Origin of the sequence: Hymenobacter arizonensis, from assembly GCF_900115775.1 — a bacterium.
Lineage (GTDB): Bacteria > Bacteroidota > Bacteroidia > Cytophagales > Hymenobacteraceae > Hymenobacter > Hymenobacter arizonensis.
The window spans coordinates 413,247-429,995 of record NZ_FOXS01000003.1; the positions used below are offsets into that span (position 1 = coordinate 413,247).

Sequence of the window (16,749 nt, forward strand, 5' to 3'; positions counted from 1 at the left end):
GCTGGCGGGGCTTGGGTGTTCCGTTCTGAATTAGCTGAGCTGGTGCACTGGCTTAAGGCGGCTATGAGCAGGAGACCGCAGCTGGGGCGGAGCATTGTACTGGAAAGCAGAGAGGGGACAGGCATGAGGTAGCGATTATCGGGAGTATTGCTCAGGTTGGTGTTGAACGATGTAGAGACGCATACTTGCGTCTCGGCGTCCGTGCCGTTAGGGTGCTGTTCGGGCATCGTTCGGATATCGTTCGGATATCGTTGAACGACGAGACGCAAGTATGCGTCTCTACATCGTTCTTATTGCAGTGAGATTGACTCAATATCCACACTTAGCCGGCTACCCGTAACGGTAGCCGCTTCCCACACTACTTGCAGCACCTCAACATCTGCAAGCTTGAGCGCCGCCTTACTACCCGACTGGTATTGCAAGGGTAGAAAGCCCGGGTAAGGCCGGGGCACCAGCAACAGCGCATCGGGCTGGAAGGCGCTGAGGGGAATGCGGATATCCTGCACTTCAGCGCTGAGCGACAGCGGCGCGGAGTAGGCCACGGCGTCTTTGTTTATCAAGGTCATTTTCACCTGGGCGCCGGGCTGGCTGCTGCGGGCTCGTATCACCACTTCTTTGAAGCCGGCCATATCGGCCTGGCGGCTGGCTAGCTTATCGCCGAAGTAGGCCCGCAGGTTGGCAGCGGGGCCAGTGGCAGCGGGCTGGCCTTCGCGGGGCGGGCCCTGCACTAGGCGCAGGGCTAAGGTGCCGTTGGGCAGTGTCACGTAATCGGTCCAGGCAGTAGCGGAGAGGCCGCGGGCTTCGATGCGCTCTTGGTCGAGGTGGGCCTGAAACAGGGGCAGGGGCGTGCCCGCTGCCACAATGGGCACGGCAAAATGCTCGGCGTGGGCGTAGTCCCAGTCGCGGGGCTCGCCTCTGAAGCCGCCGGGGAAGGTGAGTGACTTACTGCCGCTGCGCAGCACCACCCAGTAGCGGAGCTGGCCGGCGTAGAGCAAGTCAGCGGGTACGTTGGCTTCAACGGTGGCGTAGGTCGCGGTCGACATTGGCAGCGTGCGGGTGCGGCCGTAGTAATGCTGTGCTACCAGAAACACGCTGTCGCCGGGCGCCAGACCGGTGAGGGTTGCTGCTATGCGCAGCGGCTGGCCGGCCACAGCTTGGGCCGGTGGCGTATGCAGCACTTGCGGGCCTAGCTCGGTAGCCTGCGGGGCCACAAACTCGCCCAGCTTGATGTGGCGGAAAGTCGACTGCCCAGTGAACGCCGAAGTTGATTTACCCGCGGCAGAAAGCAGGTACACGCCCGGCCGCACGGTGGTGCGGCCGTCGGTGGCCTGGGCCTGCGCGGTATTGTTCGCATTCAGGCCTTTGATGGAGAAGGTACTGCCCAGCTCACGTAGCGACACTTGCAGTGGCTGCTCATTCCACAAAATCTGCGTGACGTGCTTGCTTGGCGAAGCCTTTTCAAACGGGTCGCGGATGGGCACAGCGTCCGGCATCACCTCCAGGCGCCACACGCCAGGCGCGAGTTTATCTAGAAAATAGGCGCCGGTGCCGCCGTAGCGCACCACCGGCGACGAGCCCACACCCGCCAAATGCTGCAGCTTGGCCGGCTGCTTCGGCGCCGTGGTGGTCGAGTTGGTGTAGTAAAATTCTTCCGGCGAGTTCGTCTCGCTCAGCTGCTGGCGGTAACTCACCCGGAAATTATTGAAAACCGAATCAGCGGGGTAGCGTCCGAACGACTGCCCGCGCTTCACGTTGCGGAAAACCTTGCCGGCAATTAGCAGGCTGATGGCCTTGGCCGGCGTGTAGGCTAGGTTGAGGTAATGGGTCTGGTACTCGGTGTTGGCGTAGGCCATGGCCAGTGGGTCGTAGGCAAATTGGGTGGCCCACTGGAAACCCGCCTCGCGGAAGCTGCGCGCCATAAACGGATACATCACCGGCTGAATAATATCGGCCGATTCGAACTCGTATATCATCTTGGCCCGAGAGGTAAAGCGCGGGTCTTGGCGGTAGGGGATGGGGTACTGGTCGACGTAGGGCAGGAAATTGCCGCGCAGTGCGTGCCCGCTTACCAGCCCCTGCGGGTACCATTGGTAGGTGAGGCCATCGACCTTGGCGTTGAGCACGGCCTCGTACACGTCGGGGTTTTCCGACACGTTGTAGAACACCGGCTTGCGGCAGCCCGTGGCCCGAATGGCCTGGGCCATGCGGTCGGCAAAGCTGGTGATTGGGGCTTCGGGCTTGTTGTATCGCGGCTCGTTGCAGACCTCGAAGGCGATGATGTCCGGGTCTTCGCGGTTGAGCTGCTTGGTGTAGGGGTTGCGGTGGTTGAGGAACTGCGTGAGGTAGCGCTCCTGGGCCGCAATGGCGCGCGGGTTGGTGTAGGCCTGGGTTTTGGAGTAGATGCTCGAAAAGCCCGTGCCGGTGTCTTCTTCCGGATAGCCGTTGTTCCAGTAGGCAATGGGCGTGAGGATGATTTTGATGCCGCGCTGCTTGAGCTGGTTCACCAGAAAATCCAGCAGCTTCAGGTGCTCGTTTTCCTGCAGGTTGCCCAGGGTGTCGGTGATTTCGACGTCCCACACGTGCACCCGAAAGGCGTCGACCCCGAGGCGCGAGAGGTGGTATACGTCCTGCGCAATGGCCTGCTCGTGCGGCACGCCCAGCCGCTGGTGGGCGCGGTAGGCGTGCGCAAATGGTGTGGTGTAGTTCACCCCAAACAAGGCCACTTCCTGCTTGCTCTTCTGCCAGCGCAGCACGCCTTTTTTGTCAACGAATACATCGCCACTCGGCTCGCGGGGCACCGACTGTGCCGCCGCTGGCAGCGACACAATCGAATGATATAAAAGAGCGAGCAGCAGCAAAAAATTAGTGCGATGGAGCATGCAGAGGGGAAGAAGTTAGAGTAGGCCGGAGCCTGAAAATGGCATCAAGTGCCTGGAGGTAGGGCAAAAAGCTGATGGAGATTTATAACCAGCATCAAGCAGAAAAACGAGAGCTAGCACCAAACAGGGCTGTTCTGCAATGAAAAGCCACGGTTAATTTGCTGCTATTGGTGGCCTGTAGCAACACCGGGCGACCAACGCCACGAGAAAGAAAAATTCAACGGCCCGAAAGTACCGCAGCCAACTTAAACGGCAAACGTTTGCACAAATTATAGAGTTACGTGCTACTTTTCCGGTGTCATCTGGGGGTGCCTGGCCTTTCGAGTCCAAACTACGTAATCCTTTTTGGCCACTTTCACACCGCATTGTTCCTTCCTAAAACATCAATCCTGCCCATGTCCGCCTCCTTAATTCACGCCGTTCATTCCGATTTCATCCAGCGTTTTGGCTATGAGCCCATGCTGGTGCGCGCCCCCGGCCGCGTCAACCTGATTGGCGAGCATACCGACTACAACGACGGCTTTGTGCTGCCAGCCGCCGTTGACAAAGAAATGATTTTTGCAGTTGGCTTGAATGGCGGCACGGAAATCCGGCTGGTAGCACACGACCTCAACGAGACCTTCGAACTAGGCAGCCCTGCCGAAGTAACTCCCAGTGATACCCAGTGGGCCAACTACCTGCTTGGCGTGGTAGCCCAACTGCAGCTGCGGGAAGTAGACATTCAGGGGTTTGACTGCGTATTTGGCGGCAACGTGCCGCTGGGCGCGGGCATGTCGTCCTCAGCGGCGCTGGAGTGTGGGCTGGCCTTCGCGCTCAACCACATGCTAGGGGCGGGCCTCGATAAAATGGAGCTGGCCCACGCGGCTCAAAAAGCCGAGCACACCTACGCCGGCGTCATGTGCGGCATCATGGACCAGTTTGCCAGCCTGTTTGGGCGCGACGGCCATGTGGTGCGCCTCGACTGCCGCTCGCTCGAGTACGAGTACTTTCCCTTCGACACCAAAGCCACCCGCATTGTGCTCTGCAACTCGGGCGTGAAGCACAGCCTGGCCAGCTCTGAGTACAACACCCGCCGCGAGGAATGCGAGCGCGGCGTGGCGGTGCTCCAGCAGCACTACCCCGCCGTGCAAAGCCTGCGCGATGCCACCCTCGAGCAGCTCGAAGCCCACCGCGCCGAGCTGGGCGACGTGGTATTCCGCCGCTGCTCGTATGTAGTGAAGGAAAACCTGCGCGTGGAAGCCGCCTGCCAGCACCTTGAAGCCGGCGACCTGACTGCCTTCGGCCAGGAGATGTACGGCTCGCACGCCGGCCTGCGCGACGACTATGAAGTAAGCTGCGAGGAGCTCGACGTGCTGGTAGAAGCTGCCCGCGCCGTGCCCGGCGTGTTCGGCGCCCGCATGATGGGGGGAGGATTCGGCGGCTGCACTATCAACCTGGTGGCTCCCGAGCGTGTGGAGGAATTCATCGCCAGCGTGAGCGCCGTTTATAAAGAGAAATTTGGGCTGGAACTCGAAACCTATCAGACTACCATTGTGAGTGGGGTAGGGGCCGTGCCCGCAACAACCGCTGCCTAAGCTAAAAAAGCCGACTGAACGATGTAGAGACGCAATATTTCGCGTCTCGGCGTTGAACAACCGGAACTGCAGGTAACTGCTCACTACTAATAGTATCAGCAACGCCGAGAGACAATACATCTCGGCGTCCGCGCCGTAAAAATTACGCGTTTAGTCGACTTCCTAATGCAAGTTGTTCAACGCCGAGACGCAAAATATTACGTCTCTACACCGTTCTAAAACACCTGAAAATATGGCTTCCTTCGATTCTACTGAACACCCGCACCGCCGCTTCAATGTCCTTTCGGGCGAATGGGTGCTGGTTTCGCCGCACCGCTCCAAGCGCCCCTGGCAGGGCCAGCAGGAAGAGCCCGAGCAGGACAATCGCCCCGCCTACGACCCTACCTGCTACCTCTGCCCCGGGAATAGCCGCGTGGGCGGCGAGCAGAACCCGAAGTACGAAGACACCTTCGTGTTCAACAACGACTTCGGGGCCCTGCAAGTCGACGTGCCCACCGGCGGCATCAACGAAGGCGGCTTGCTGCGGGCCGAAGCCGAGTCGGGCATCTGCCGCGTCATCTGCTTCTCGCCGCGCCACGACCTCACCCTGCCCCAAATGACGGTACCCGCCATCCGGAAAGTGGTAGACTTGTGGGTGCAAGAGTTCGAAACCCTCGGCGCCCGCCCTGACATCAACTACGTGCAGATTTTCGAGAACAAGGGCCAGGTCATGGGCTGCTCGAACCCGCACCCGCACGGCCAGATTTGGGCGCAGCGCACCGTGCCCGGCGAGCCTGCTGCCGAGGGCGTGCAGCAGCTGGCCTACTTCCAGGAGCACGGCCGCACCCTGCTGACCGACTACCTGGCCCTCGAACTGGAAAAAAAGGAGCGGGTGGTGCTCGAAAACGAGCATTTTGTGGTGCTGGTGCCCTTCTGGGCCGTGTGGCCCTTCGAGACACTGGTAGTATCGCGCCGCCCGGTGCAAGACATTATCCAGCTCACCAGCGACGAGCGCGACGCCCTGGCCGACATCCTGCGCCGCCTCACCATTCGCTACGATAACCTGTTCAACATCTCCTTCCCGTACTCGGCCGGCCTGCATCAGCGCCCCACCGACGGCCAGGAACACCCCGAATGGCACCTGCACATGCATTTCTACCCACCGCTGCTGCGCTCAGCCACGGTGCGCAAGTTCATGGTGGGCTACGAAATGCTCGGCGACCCGCAGCGCGACATCACCCCCGAGTTCAGCGCCGACCGCCTGCGTGGCCTCTCAGAAGTGCACTACAAAGAAGCAGGGGAGTAAAGGAGGGTTTCCGCAGCACGTCATTCTATACTTGCCCGTTGTGCCAAAGGCCGCGCGATGGGCAAGTATAGAATGACGTGCTGCTTATCGGCCAAAGGTTTGAATACATAGCTATTACCCTCCGGACTTCTTTATGAACTATCCTTGCCGATTGCTGAGCAGCCTGCTGGCAGGCCTGATGTTGCTGAACCTCACGGCCTGCACCGACCCCGCCGCAACAGCCAAGGACAGCAACCGCCCGCCTTCCTCGACCTTCTTTCCGGACAAGGACATGATGACCATCGGGGTGTACTACTACCCCGAGGCCTGGCCCGAAAGCCAGTGGGCGCGCGACTTTGCCAACATGCGCAAGCTCAACATGGAGTTTGTGCACATGGGCGAATTTGCCTGGGGCCTCTACGAGCCCGAAGAGGGGAAATACAACCTCGACTGGCTGGACCGGGCCGTGGCCCTGGCCGCCAAAGCCGGCCTGAAAGTGGTGCTGTGCACGCCCAGCGCCACCCCGCCCGTGTGGCTGGCCGAAAACCACCCCGAAATCCTGATGGTGGACGCCAAGGGCCGCCGCATGGTGCACGGCAGCCGCGAGCAAGCCAACTGGAGCGCGCCGCTTTACCGGCAGTACGTCGAAAAAATCAACACCCAGCTGGCCCAGCGCTTCGGCAAGAACCCCGCCGTGGTGGGCTGGCAGATTGACAACGAGCTGAGCCACTACGGCCGCGTGTTTTCCTACGATGAGTTCAGTCGCGCCCGGTTTCAGGCCTGGCTCAAGCAGAAGTACGGCACCATTGCCAACCTGAACCGCGACTGGGGCAACAGCTTCTGGTCGCAGCTCTACCAGAATTTCGAGCAGGTGCGCATCCCCAACCAGGAAGAGCTGGTGGCCACGCCCAACCCCCACGCCCTGCTGGATTTTGAGCGCTGGTTTGCCGACGAAGCCGCCGGCTACATCCGCTTTCAGGCCGCCACGCTGCGCCAGCACAGCCGCAACCAGTGGGTGACCACCAACTACATGGCTAACAACCGCGACGTGGACCCCGCCCGCAACCGCCAGGACCTGGACCTGATAACCTGGACCACCTACCCAGTGCACGGCGAAAACTTCGGCCAAAACTGGCCCCTGGGCTTCCGCCTGGGCAACGCCGCCAGCTTGGGCTTCATGCACGATTTCACCCGCACCCTCAACGGCCACGAGGGCGTGATGGAGCTGCAGCCCGGCCAGGTGAACTGGGGCGAAACCAACCCGCAGCCCCTGCCCGGCGCCGTGCACATGTGGATTATGCACGCCTTTGGCTCCGGGGCCAAGCTGGTGTGCTCCTACCGTTTCCGCCAGCCCCGGGCCGGCAGCGAGATGTACCACTACGGCTTTGTGGGGCCCGATGGGGTGACGCCCCTGCCCGGTGGCCTGGAGTATGCCCAGGCCATGCGCGAAATCACGGAGCTCCGCAAGCTGCGGAAGCCCAACGCCACCATGCCGGCGCGCCTCGCTGCCCGCCGCACTGCTTTCCTGTACAACGTCGACAACCGCTTCGACCTCGACAACCACCCTTCCACCAACCGCTGGAGCACGCTGGTGCACATGTTCTGGTACTACGGCGCGCTGAAGTCCCTGAACTGCCCCGTCGACGTCATCAGCGAAAGCCAGGATTTTAGTCAGTACCCGTTTCTGGTGGCCCCGGCTTACCAGCTGCTCGACAAAGCCTTGGTAGCCCGCTGGACTACCTACGTGCAGAACGGCGGCCACCTTGTGCTCAGCACCCGCACCGGCCAGAAAGACCGGCGCGGCATGCTCTGGGAAGGCCCCTGGGGCATGCCCGTGCTAGACCTCATTGGGGCCCGGTTTGGCGACCGGCCCTTCGACATGCTGCCGAGCCCCGTGAAAGGCAAGGTGGCTTTTGCTGGTAAGAGTTACGAATGGGGCACCTGGGCCGAAGTGCTGGTGCCCAACGCGGGCACCACCGCGCTGGCAAAATATGCCGACCAGTTTTACGCTGGCTCGACGGGCGTTATTACCCGCAAGCTGGGCAAGGGCACCGTGACCTACGTGGGCGTCGAGTCATCGAATGGCGACTTGGAGCGCGACGTGCTGCGTAGTGTGTACGCCGCTGCCAACGTGGCCGTTGAGGCCCTGCCCGACCAATTCATTGTGAACTGGCGCGATGGGTTTTGGGTGGCCACCAACTTCACCGCCAGCAAGCAAAAAGTGCCCGCGCCGGAGGGGGCCAAGCTGCTGGTGGGCACCCGGGAACTGGAGCCCGGGGGCGTAGCCGTGTGGCAGGAGTAGGCTTAGTCTTTGGAGGTCATGCAGCGCGCAGCGCAGCATTCTGCTCGCTTTGTAGAGTTAGTAATTCACACAAGATTCTGCGCTGTGCGCTGCATGACTGTCTTCATCAGCCTAACATGACGTTCTTGCGATAAATTATTTATAATTCACACTAGTTCACACTCTGCTTTGGCTGCAAAACGCGCTTCTATTTCAGACATAGCCAAGGAGCTGAACCTAGCTGTATCTACTGTTTCGCGGGCGCTTAGTGGGCATGCGCGCATCAGCGAGGCCACCCGCAAGCGAGTCTGGAAGCTAGCGAAGCAACTCAACTACCAGCCTAACCACCTCGCGGCGGCCCTGCGCAAAGGCCGCAGCAATACGCTGGGCGTTATTGTGCCGCATATCGATGGCAACTTCTTCGCGCTCGTGATGAAGGGCATAGAAGACGTGGCGAACAAAGCCGGTTTCAACGTGATGCTGTGCCAGTCGAACGAAGACTACGTGCACGAGCAGAAGAACATCGAAACCCTGATGAACGCGCAGGTCGACGGCATTCTGGTATCAATGGCCCGGACCACTCGCGACTTTAAGCACTTCGAAAAGGTGCGTAGGCGCGACGTGCCCCTGGTGTTTTTCGACCGCATTCTGGACGGAGTCGACGTGAGTGCCGTGGTGCTGGACGACTACCAGGGCGGCTATCAATCGGTGAAGCACTTGCTGGACCAGGGCTGCCGGCGCATTGCCCATTTTGGCGGCCCGCAGCACATCAACGTGTATAAAAACCGCTACGCCGGCTACTGCCAGGCCTTGCACGACCACGGCATTCCCTTCGAGGAAGAGCTAGTGGTGTTCGGCGACATGGCCCTGGAAGACGGCATTCGGGGCATGAAGCAGCTGCTGGCCCTGCCCAAGCGGCCCGATGCCGTGTTCTCGGCCAGCGACTTTTCGGTGGTGGGGGCCATGCAGGTACTCAAGCAGCACAAGCTGCGCATTCCCCAGGACATCGCCCTGTCGGGCTTCAGCAACGAAACTTTCACGTCGTTCACCGAACCCATGCTCACGTCAGTAGACCAGCACTGCGAGGAAATGGGTGGGGCCGCCGTGCGCCTGCTGCTGGAGATGGTGCAGGAGCGCACCAAGCAGCTTTCGCCGCGCAAAATTGTGCTGCAGCCACTGCTACTGGCCCGGGAATCGTCGCGCTGGCGGCAGGAGTAGCGGCGCGTAAGTCGCTAACTGCGCTGACCGGAAATACAACCCAAGGAGGAACGACAGGCACAGTTGCGGCAATGCCGCTCGTTGAGCAGGTGCACTACAATTAGGCCAGCCGAAGCCGCGTATTGCGCCAGCTCCAGCAGTGGCCAGCGCTCTGCCAGCAGGCTGCACGCCGCAAATACCGCAAACATCCCCCACAAAGCCATCCGCAGGCTGGGAGTGGATTGGCGCCGGGTGGCCAGTGCCACCAGCAATCCGCTCAGCGCTAAAAAGCCCAGCTCCCAACTCTCAGACGTCGACTCGGGATTGCGGGTGCCCCACCACGCCAGCAGGAGCGGGCCGGCGGCGCAGTGCACTCCGCAAAGCACGGCATTCAGAACTCCGCCGTAGTCGGCGGCCCGGCGAATGGTAATTGATTTCATGGTAAGCAAATTGGATACGAAAATGCCCCTACACTGGCTCAATGGGGCGTTTCCGGGTGAGTGCAAAGCCAACTATGCTTTTGGGGTGCCCCCCTTAGTTGAGTGGTCTATTGGCCTGGCGAGGACGTTTGGGGTTGCAAAGGTAAGGCATACGCTCATATTCGCAACAATGTTGCAATGATACAGAAAAGGTCTAGCTCGATGAAGCTGTGGGGGAGTACGGCCCTCTTTTAGGGATGGAAGAACCAGTCCCATTGCCGACATTGCGCAGGCAATGAATCTGCCTGGTCACGGTTTTTAATGGGGGCAAGCCAGGCAGCTGTCTTTTCTCCTCCTGCCATCTACTGGCCATGAAGTTCTGCTACCAACTACCGACTGCCTTTTGCATTGTTATCGCCAGCCTTGGGCTGGGTGCCTGCGCCCAGTCGGGCAAGATGGAAGAGCTGGCGGCCACCACCCACGTGCAGCTCGCGGCCGAGCACTACGCCATGGAGTCGGTGCATCATCACATGGCACAAGCCGACTCGGCCATGCAAGCGGAGCACGCCGCAGCCCTCGCGGCCGCCAAAGCCCAGAACAAAGACCAGACCCCCGCCTTTCAGGTGCTGGAAACGCGGCACCGCGCCTTCATGGCCTTGTGCCAGCGCGTGACGCGCCGCCACGAGCAGGTGCTGGCCCGGCACCGGGAACTGGAAAAAAGCCACACGGCCGGCCTGGTTTCCACGGCCCAAATGCAGGCCGACCACGCCGCCATGCAGGCCGAAGACGAGCAGATGCAGCGGGAACATCAGCAACTGGTGGAGGCCCACCAGAAGATGGAGCGCGAGCACGCTGCATTGCTGAAGTAAGCAGATGCTAGTTTGAAGAATGGCTTGATGCCGAGCTAGTTGGTTTGCTGCACGGGCTGGCATTCGCGGCACACGCCGCCGAGGAGGTAGTCACGGGTAGTAACTTGAAACCGGGCCGGAAGCGTGACAGCGGGCACCGTGACTTGGTTGAGGCAATAGATGTGCTGGCAACTGGTGCACTTGAAGTGCACGTGGTTGTCGAAGTGCTCGTGGGTGCTGCACTCTATGGAGCAGGCCGCGTAGCGCACCACGTCGCTGGTATCGACGACACGGTGAACCAAACCGTTTTCTTCAAACGATTTCAGCGTGCGATATAGGGTAATGCGGTCGGTGTCGGGGGGGAGCTGCTGCTCAATTTCGCTGCCCGACAAGGCGTAGGCAGACTCGGCTACCACCTGCAACACGGCGCGGCGCACGGCGGTAAGGCGAAGGGAATGGCGCTTCAGGGCCTGTTCAATGCGGTCGGGACTTGACATAGAATGGGGAAATGGAGACAGGCAGGGTGAGCGGAAACGTTGGGGTGGAGCTAAGGCCAGGGAAACAGTGAGCACAACAACGAAGTTGCAAGTTCGCCATCTTATAGTTGTGGTTAGTCATGTTTTACAAGGCGAATTAGCTTTAAAATTAAAATTTCTTTAATAAAGCGCGATTCGACTTCACCCAACCGGGGTAGGTTGCACTTTGGTTCACGAAGAAAAAATTGACTTACGGCCGAGCGACGGCAGCTTCTAAGCGAGAGATTGCGCCTGAGCAGCGGCGGGCTTGGGGCGACGCGCAGCATCAACATTAAAAATAATTAGAAGGCTTTCATTTCGCAGCAATGATGCAAAATGAAAGTGCTTGCCTACCTTTGCGGTTCGTGAATAGGCTGAAAAGAGTGCGCAACCAACGAAAGACTATGGCGTGGTGGCTATTGCTGCTGCTGCTTCGGGTGCTAACCCCTGAAGCTGCCTTGTTGCGTCTGCACCCGCACGAGCACACCGAAACGGAGGAACACGCAACCTCCGGGCGCCAGGAGATTCGCCAGGCCGTGCTCACGCCGCAGCACCTGCATTGCCACATGGAACAGGTGTACGACGTGCCCTTTTTGCTTACGGACCCGCTGCAGCTGCCAACCCTGGTAGCACCGCTGAGCTATGCGCGCTACTACCCCCAGGGCCCCCTCGCCCGGGCCTCTCACCTCCTGGATGGGGCCTCGCTGCGAGGGCCGCCGGCGCGGAGCTAAATACCGGCGCGCTTAACTGACTGCCGGCCCCAGAGGCCAGGGGCAGCGCGCATGCGCATGGTAGTGGCAAGCGCATGGTAGTGCCGACCTGAAAACGGCGTTGCTTCCATAGCAAGGGCTCCGGAGCCCGTTCAATCCAACTCTCTTTCGGATAGCAGCCAGCGCCTTTCGCGGAATAGCGCACCAATACGGCCTATACCCCAACTCTTTTCCTTCTTTTCTGCCTGTTAGCCGCGGAGCCTACTCGGCTTCGCGCTTGGCATGCCTTTTTTCTTATGCTTCGAATTTTATTTCTGCTGCTGGCTTTGTTGCCAGCGGTGGCTTCGGGCCAGGCCCTGGGCCGTATTGATGGCCGCATTACCAATCAGGCCGGGCAAGGCGTGGAAGGCGTGACTGTGGTGGAGCAAACCGGCCGCTTTTCGGCCCTGACCGGGGCCGATGGCCGCTTCGCCCTCGACCAATTGCCCCAGGGCGAGTACACCCTCATCACCCGCAGCCTGGCCCACCAGGAGCAGCGCCGCACGGTGTCGCTTAGCGCCGAGGCACCCACCCTGACCGTGGACTTTGCGCTGCGGCCGAGCACCAACGCCCTGCAGGAAGTGGAAGTGCTGGGCCGCAAGGAAACCACCTACAAGAGCAACTACAGCTTTGTGGGCACCAAAACGGCCTCGGCGCTCATCGACGTGCCGCAGTCGATTTCGACCGTGACCAAGGAGCTGATGGAGGACCGGCAGGCCCTGCGCCTGACCGACGTGATAAAGAACGTGGCCGGCGTGACGCAGTACTCGCACTACGACGACCTCACCATCCGGGGCTTCCGCAACGGCTACGAGAGCGGCTTCCGGCTGCTCAACGGCCTGCGCTCGGGCTTTAGCTATGGCAACTCGTTCACGCAGGCGCCGCTCACTGTGAACCTGGAGCGTGTGGAAATCCTCAAAGGCCCCGGCGCAGCCCTCTACGGCGATATCAACCCCGGCGGCACGGTGAACATGGTGACCAAAAAGCCGCTCGACGTGGCCCGCCAGGCCCTGACGTTTTCCACGGGCAGCTTCAACACCATGCGTGCCACGGCCGACCTCACCGGCCCGCTCAACGAGCAGAGAAACGTGCTGTACCGCTTCAATGCGGGCTTCGAAAAGTCGAACACTTTCCGCGCCGTGAACGACACCCGCTCGCTGATGGTGGCGCCCACGGTGACCTTCCTGCCCACCGACAAAACTTCTCTCAACGCCGAACTGGTGTTCACTCACATCGACGGCTACCTGGACCGGGGGCTTGTTATCCGGGGCGGCGACCTGTTCGCGCTGCCGCGCTCCTTCACCCTGAGCCAGCCCAGCGACTACTTCCGCACCACTACTTACTACTTCAACGCCTCGCTGAACCACAAATTCACGGACTGGCTGTCGTTCAACGCGTCTTACCTCGACTTCACTTATAACGAAAGCTTGAGCGAGCACCGCACCTTGAATTCCTACGCCGATGCTCCGGCCAACACGGTGATGAACCTGCGCTACTTTGACCGCCGCGCCGAGGAGTACACCAAGAACCTGGCCGCCTACTTCGCCCTCAACCGCTCGACCGGCACCATCGACCACAAAGTGGTGGTGGGCGTGGACTACATCCGCTTCAACACCGACCCGCAAAGCACCATGTTTGAGGCCCGGCAGAAGCTGGTGAACGGGGTGGCCACTCCCCTGACCATGGACCTGAAAAAGCCGCTCTACGAAATACAAGACCCCACGAAGTATATCCGCCGGCCACTGCCGCAGTTTTTCACCGACTACATCAACTCCATTTACCACACCACCGGCCTTTATGTGCAGGACCAGATTGCAGTGACTTCGCGCTTGGGCTTGCTGCTGGGGGCCCGCTACGAGCTGTTTGCCGACGAGCGGGACTACGGCGACGGCTCGACCAACATCGTGCAGCGCCAGCTGCTGCCGCGTGCCGGCCTGACGTATGCCCTGCGCGACAACCTGAACTACTTCGCCAGCTACAGCGCGGGCTTCCGGCCCCTCAAACCCGAGTACATCCGGTTTCCGGAGCGCTACGGCCGGGCGACGGCATTCAGCCCCGAAACCAGCTACCAGATGGAAACCGGATTCAAGGGTGAGTTCTTTGATAAGGTACTGTTTGCCACGGTGGCGGCCTACCAGATTGTGAAGCGCAACCAGCTGGTAAGCACCGGCTCGCTTACAGCTGACGGTGCCCCCGTGTACCGCCAGAATGGCGAAGCTCTCTCCCGTGGTGCCGAGCTGGAGCTGGTAGGCAACCTGCTAACCAACCTCAGCCTGAACGCCACTTATGCCTTCAATAACACCGAGGTGCTACAGGCCGACTTGGCTGCTGAGAACGGCCAGCCGCTAGCCAACGCTCCCCGCCACTCGGCTGGCCTCTGGACCAAATACACTTTCCTGACGCCGGCCCTGCGCGGGCTGGGCGTGGCCGTGGGCGGCAACCACGTAGCCCGCCGCCGTATGGAAAACCAGGTGGTGAATACCACCAATGGCGAGCTGTATTGGGCTTATTGGCCCCGCTACACGGTGCTCGACGCGGCCCTGTTCTACACGGTGAACAAGTTCAACTTCCATCTGAACGTGAACAACGTGCTTGATAAGTACTACTTCGTGGGCGGGTACGACTTCTTCCGGGCCAGCCCCGGTGCGCCTCGCAACTACATGGCCACGCTGGGCTACTCGTTTTAGAGCGGTACTACTGAGCGGTACTACTGGTCGTTCTGGCATTCGCCTCACCCCCTGACCCCCTCTCCGGTGGAGAGGGGACACCGGTAATGCTTTTATAGAATCGTTAGGCTCCCCCTCTCCACGGGAGAGGGGGCCGGGGGGTGAGGCGCCCCGCCAGAACGACCAAATACCCCAACGGCAGAATCACTCCTTTCCATCATGAACTACATACTCGAAGCGCGCGAGCTGCGCAAAGAATACCCCGGCCGGCTGGCCCTGCGCGGGCTGAACCTGCAGATTGCGCCCGGCGAAGTGTTTTGCCTGCTGGGGCAGAACGGAGCCGGCAAATCGACCACCATCAACCTGTTTCTCGGCTTTGTGGCGCCCACTTCGGGCGCGGCCTTTGTGAACGGGGTAGAGGTGGCGGCGCAACCGCTCAAAATCAAGGAGTACCTGGCCTACATTCCTGAGCAGGTGATGCTGTACCCGCACCTCACGGGCCTCGAAAACCTGTCGCTGTTCAGCAGCCTGGCCGGTTTTCAGTATAAGGAGCCGGAGCTGCAGGCCTATCTGGCGCGGGCCGGCCTGTCCACCGAAGCAGCCCGGCGGCGCGTGGGCACCTACTCCAAAGGCATGCGCCAGAAGGTGGGCATTGCCATTGCCGTGGCCAAGCACGCCAAAGTGCTGCTGCTCGACGAGCCCACCTCCGGCCTCGACCCAAAGGCCTCGAACGAGTTTTCGGAGCTGCTGCGCCAACTCAGCGCCGAGGGCACAGCCGTGCTCATGGCCACCCACGACATCTTCCGGGCCAAAGAAGTGGGCACCCGCGTGGGCATCATGCGCGAGGGCAAGCTGGTGGACGTGCGTCCCACCGCTGCCCTGAACGCCCACGAGTTGGAACAGCTCTACCTCACCTACATGCACGATTAATTGGCTATGATTCGCAGTATCGCCCACAAAGAATTTGTCAGCACCCTCCGCGACCGGCGCTTCCTGGTGCTGAGCGCGCTGGTGCTGGCCCTACTGCTGCTGGCCACACTGGTAGGGCGCCGCAGCCACCAGGCCCTGCAGCAGGAGCGGGCCCTGGCCCAGCACACCGTGAACGACCAGTTTCAGAACCAGCCGGCTCGGCACCCGCACCGGGTGGCCCACTACGGCTCGTTTGCCTTCCGGCCCAAGTCGGGGCTGAGCTTGCTGGATGCGGGCGTGGACTCGTTTACCGGTGCGGTGGTCTTTCTGGAAGCCCACCATCAGAACAGCGTCAACTTCAGCCAGGCCCAGGAATCGGGCTCGCTGCTGCGGTTTGGCGAAACCACGGTGGCGTTTGTGCTGCAGCTGCTGGTGCCGCTGCTCATTATCTTCCTGTGCTTCGGGGCCTTTGGCGAGGAGCACGAAACCGGCACGCTGAAGCTGCTGCTCAGCCAGGGCGTGACGCTGCGGCAAGTGGCCTGGGGTAAAATCCGGGGCTACGGGCAGGCGGTGGCGCTGGTAGTGGCGCCGGCCTTGGCGCTGGCCGCCACGCTGTTGTTTGTGGGTGCAGAGTATGCCGCCGGGCCCGACTTGCTGGCCCGACTGCTGCTGTTTGTGGTTGGCTACGCGGTGTATTTCTTTCTGATTATCGTGGGGTCGGTGGTGGTATCGGCCTGGCAGCGCGACTCGCGCACGGCCCTCGTAACGCTGCTGGGGTTCTGGATGCTGGGCGGCGTGATTCTGCCTAAAGCCACCGCCAACCTCGGCGCCACGCTGTACCCCGCCATCACCAAAGCCCAGATGGACACCGAGGTCCACGCCGAAGCCCAAAAAGGAATGAACGGCCACGACCCGCAGGACCAACGCAGCGCCGCCCTTAAGGAGGCGTTGCTTAAGAAGTACGGTGTTGATTCCGAGGAAAAGCTGCCGGTGAGCGTGGGTGGCCTGGTGATGCGTGAAAGCGAGGAATACTCCAGCCGCGTTTACCAGCAGCACTTTGCCGCCCTCAACGCTACCTACGAGCGCCAAAACGCCATCTCCACCTGGGCCGGCCTGCTGAATCCTTACCAAGCCATCCGGCCGTTGTCGATGGGCCTGGCCGGGTCTGATTTTGCTCATTACGTGCACTTTCAGGAGGCCGCCGAGGCCTACCGCTACGGGCTGGTGCAGCGCCTCAACATGCTGCAGGCCGGCATGGGCTACGGCGACAAGGAGCGCCGCCTCGGAGCCGAGACCTGGCGCCAGCTCCCCGTTTTCAATTATCAGTTGCCCACGTTGGCCTGGGCGTTGCCGCATCTGCTGCTGCCGGTGCTGTCTTTGCTGCTCTGGGCCGTGGGGCTGAGCTGGCTGGGTTTGCGCCTTATTTCCAAAACTAGCATCGTCTGACT

General features: G+C 61.0%; 12 protein-coding genes. 9 read left to right on the top strand and 3 right to left on the bottom strand.

The annotated features are described in order from the left end of the window. Positions 1–290: 290 nt before the first annotated feature. The gene (locus BMZ66_RS13385; protein ID WP_092674038.1) at positions 291–2,879 is read right to left on the bottom strand and encodes a cellulase family glycosylhydrolase; all 2,589 of its coding nucleotides are present in this window, start codon (positions 2,877–2,879) and stop codon (positions 291–293) included. 395 nt (positions 2,880–3,274) lie between these two features. Here BMZ66_RS13385 and galK point away from each other — a divergent pair, with 395 nt between their 5' ends. From galK to BMZ66_RS13405, 4 genes are all read left to right on the top strand, one after another. Further along, on the top strand, positions 3,275–4,453 hold the full coding sequence (galK, locus tag BMZ66_RS13390; RefSeq protein WP_092674041.1) for a galactokinase: 1,179 nt from the start codon (positions 3,275–3,277) through the stop codon (positions 4,451–4,453). A gap of 232 nt (positions 4,454–4,685) precedes the next feature. Then, positions 4,686–5,738, top strand: a complete 1,053-nt coding sequence (locus tag BMZ66_RS13395) for a UDP-glucose--hexose-1-phosphate uridylyltransferase (protein WP_092674044.1) — start codon at positions 4,686–4,688, stop codon at positions 5,736–5,738. A gap of 133 nt (positions 5,739–5,871) precedes the next feature. Beyond that, the gene (locus tag BMZ66_RS13400) at positions 5,872–8,019 is read left to right on the top strand and encodes a beta-galactosidase (RefSeq protein ID WP_214606998.1); all 2,148 of its coding nucleotides are present in this window, start codon (positions 5,872–5,874) and stop codon (positions 8,017–8,019) included. 168 nt (positions 8,020–8,187) lie between these two features. Further along, on the top strand, positions 8,188–9,216 hold the full coding sequence (locus BMZ66_RS13405; RefSeq protein ID WP_092674048.1) for a LacI family DNA-binding transcriptional regulator: 1,029 nt from the start codon (positions 8,188–8,190) through the stop codon (positions 9,214–9,216). A 14-nt stretch (positions 9,217–9,230) separates the two neighbouring features. Here BMZ66_RS13405 and BMZ66_RS13410 read toward each other — a convergent pair whose 3' ends face one another. Beyond that, positions 9,231–9,635: a MerC domain-containing protein gene (locus tag BMZ66_RS13410; protein ID WP_092674051.1), complete on the bottom strand. Its 405-nt coding sequence runs from the start codon at positions 9,633–9,635 to the stop codon at positions 9,231–9,233. A gap of 350 nt (positions 9,636–9,985) precedes the next feature. Here BMZ66_RS13410 and BMZ66_RS13415 point away from each other — a divergent pair, with 350 nt between their 5' ends. Then, on the top strand, positions 9,986–10,483 hold the full coding sequence (locus BMZ66_RS13415) for a hypothetical protein (RefSeq protein WP_092674054.1): 498 nt from the start codon (positions 9,986–9,988) through the stop codon (positions 10,481–10,483). Between the two features lie 35 nt (positions 10,484–10,518). On the opposite strand, the gene BMZ66_RS13420 is transcribed toward BMZ66_RS13415, so the two are convergent. Beyond that, positions 10,519–10,959 (bottom strand): Fur family transcriptional regulator, encoded by a 441-nt coding sequence (locus BMZ66_RS13420; RefSeq protein WP_092674057.1) that lies wholly within the window; start codon positions 10,957–10,959, stop codon positions 10,519–10,521. 422 nt (positions 10,960–11,381) lie between these two features. On the opposite strand from BMZ66_RS13420, the gene BMZ66_RS13425 reads away from it, so the two are divergent. The 4 genes from BMZ66_RS13425 (at position 11,382) to BMZ66_RS13440 (ending at position 16,747) form a co-directional block, all read left to right on the top strand. Next, on the top strand, positions 11,382–11,708 hold the full coding sequence (locus BMZ66_RS13425; RefSeq protein WP_143080200.1) for a hypothetical protein: 327 nt from the start codon (positions 11,382–11,384) through the stop codon (positions 11,706–11,708). A 275-nt stretch (positions 11,709–11,983) separates the two neighbouring features. Further along, a complete protein-coding gene (locus tag BMZ66_RS13430) occupies positions 11,984–14,413 on the top strand; it encodes a TonB-dependent receptor (RefSeq protein WP_092674063.1) in 2,430 nt (809 codons plus the stop codon). 198 nt (positions 14,414–14,611) lie between these two features. Beyond that, complete coding sequence (locus BMZ66_RS13435) at positions 14,612–15,322, top strand: ABC transporter ATP-binding protein (RefSeq protein WP_369407594.1); 711 nt, start codon at positions 14,612–14,614, stop codon at positions 15,320–15,322. Between the two features lie 6 nt (positions 15,323–15,328). Beyond that, a complete protein-coding gene (locus BMZ66_RS13440) occupies positions 15,329–16,747 on the top strand; it encodes an ABC transporter permease (RefSeq protein ID WP_092674067.1) in 1,419 nt (472 codons plus the stop codon). The last annotated feature ends 2 nt before the right edge of the window (positions 16,748–16,749 follow it).

Excerpts from the sequence above, each read along its gene's own strand:
- BMZ66_RS13385 (WP_092674038.1), bottom strand. The coding sequence starts at position 2,879 with ATGCTCCATCGCACTAATTTTTTGCTGCTGCTCGCTCTTTTATATCAT.
- galK (WP_092674041.1), top strand. The coding sequence starts at position 3,275 with ATGTCCGCCTCCTTAATTCACGCCGTTCATTCCGATTTCATCCAGCGT.
- BMZ66_RS13395 (WP_092674044.1), top strand. The coding sequence starts at position 4,686 with ATGGCTTCCTTCGATTCTACTGAACACCCGCACCGCCGCTTCAATGTC.
- BMZ66_RS13400 (WP_214606998.1), top strand. The coding sequence starts at position 5,872 with ATGAACTATCCTTGCCGATTGCTGAGCAGCCTGCTGGCAGGCCTGATG.
- BMZ66_RS13410 (WP_092674051.1), bottom strand. The coding sequence starts at position 9,635 with ATGAAATCAATTACCATTCGCCGGGCCGCCGACTACGGCGGAGTTCTG.
- BMZ66_RS13415 (WP_092674054.1), top strand. The coding sequence starts at position 9,986 with ATGAAGTTCTGCTACCAACTACCGACTGCCTTTTGCATTGTTATCGCC.
- BMZ66_RS13420 (WP_092674057.1), bottom strand. The coding sequence starts at position 10,959 with ATGTCAAGTCCCGACCGCATTGAACAGGCCCTGAAGCGCCATTCCCTT.
- BMZ66_RS13425 (WP_143080200.1), top strand. The coding sequence starts at position 11,382 with ATGGCGTGGTGGCTATTGCTGCTGCTGCTTCGGGTGCTAACCCCTGAA.
- BMZ66_RS13430 (WP_092674063.1), top strand. The coding sequence starts at position 11,984 with ATGCTTCGAATTTTATTTCTGCTGCTGGCTTTGTTGCCAGCGGTGGCT.
- BMZ66_RS13435 (WP_369407594.1), top strand. The coding sequence starts at position 14,612 with ATGAACTACATACTCGAAGCGCGCGAGCTGCGCAAAGAATACCCCGGC.
- BMZ66_RS13440 (WP_092674067.1), top strand. The coding sequence starts at position 15,329 with ATGATTCGCAGTATCGCCCACAAAGAATTTGTCAGCACCCTCCGCGAC.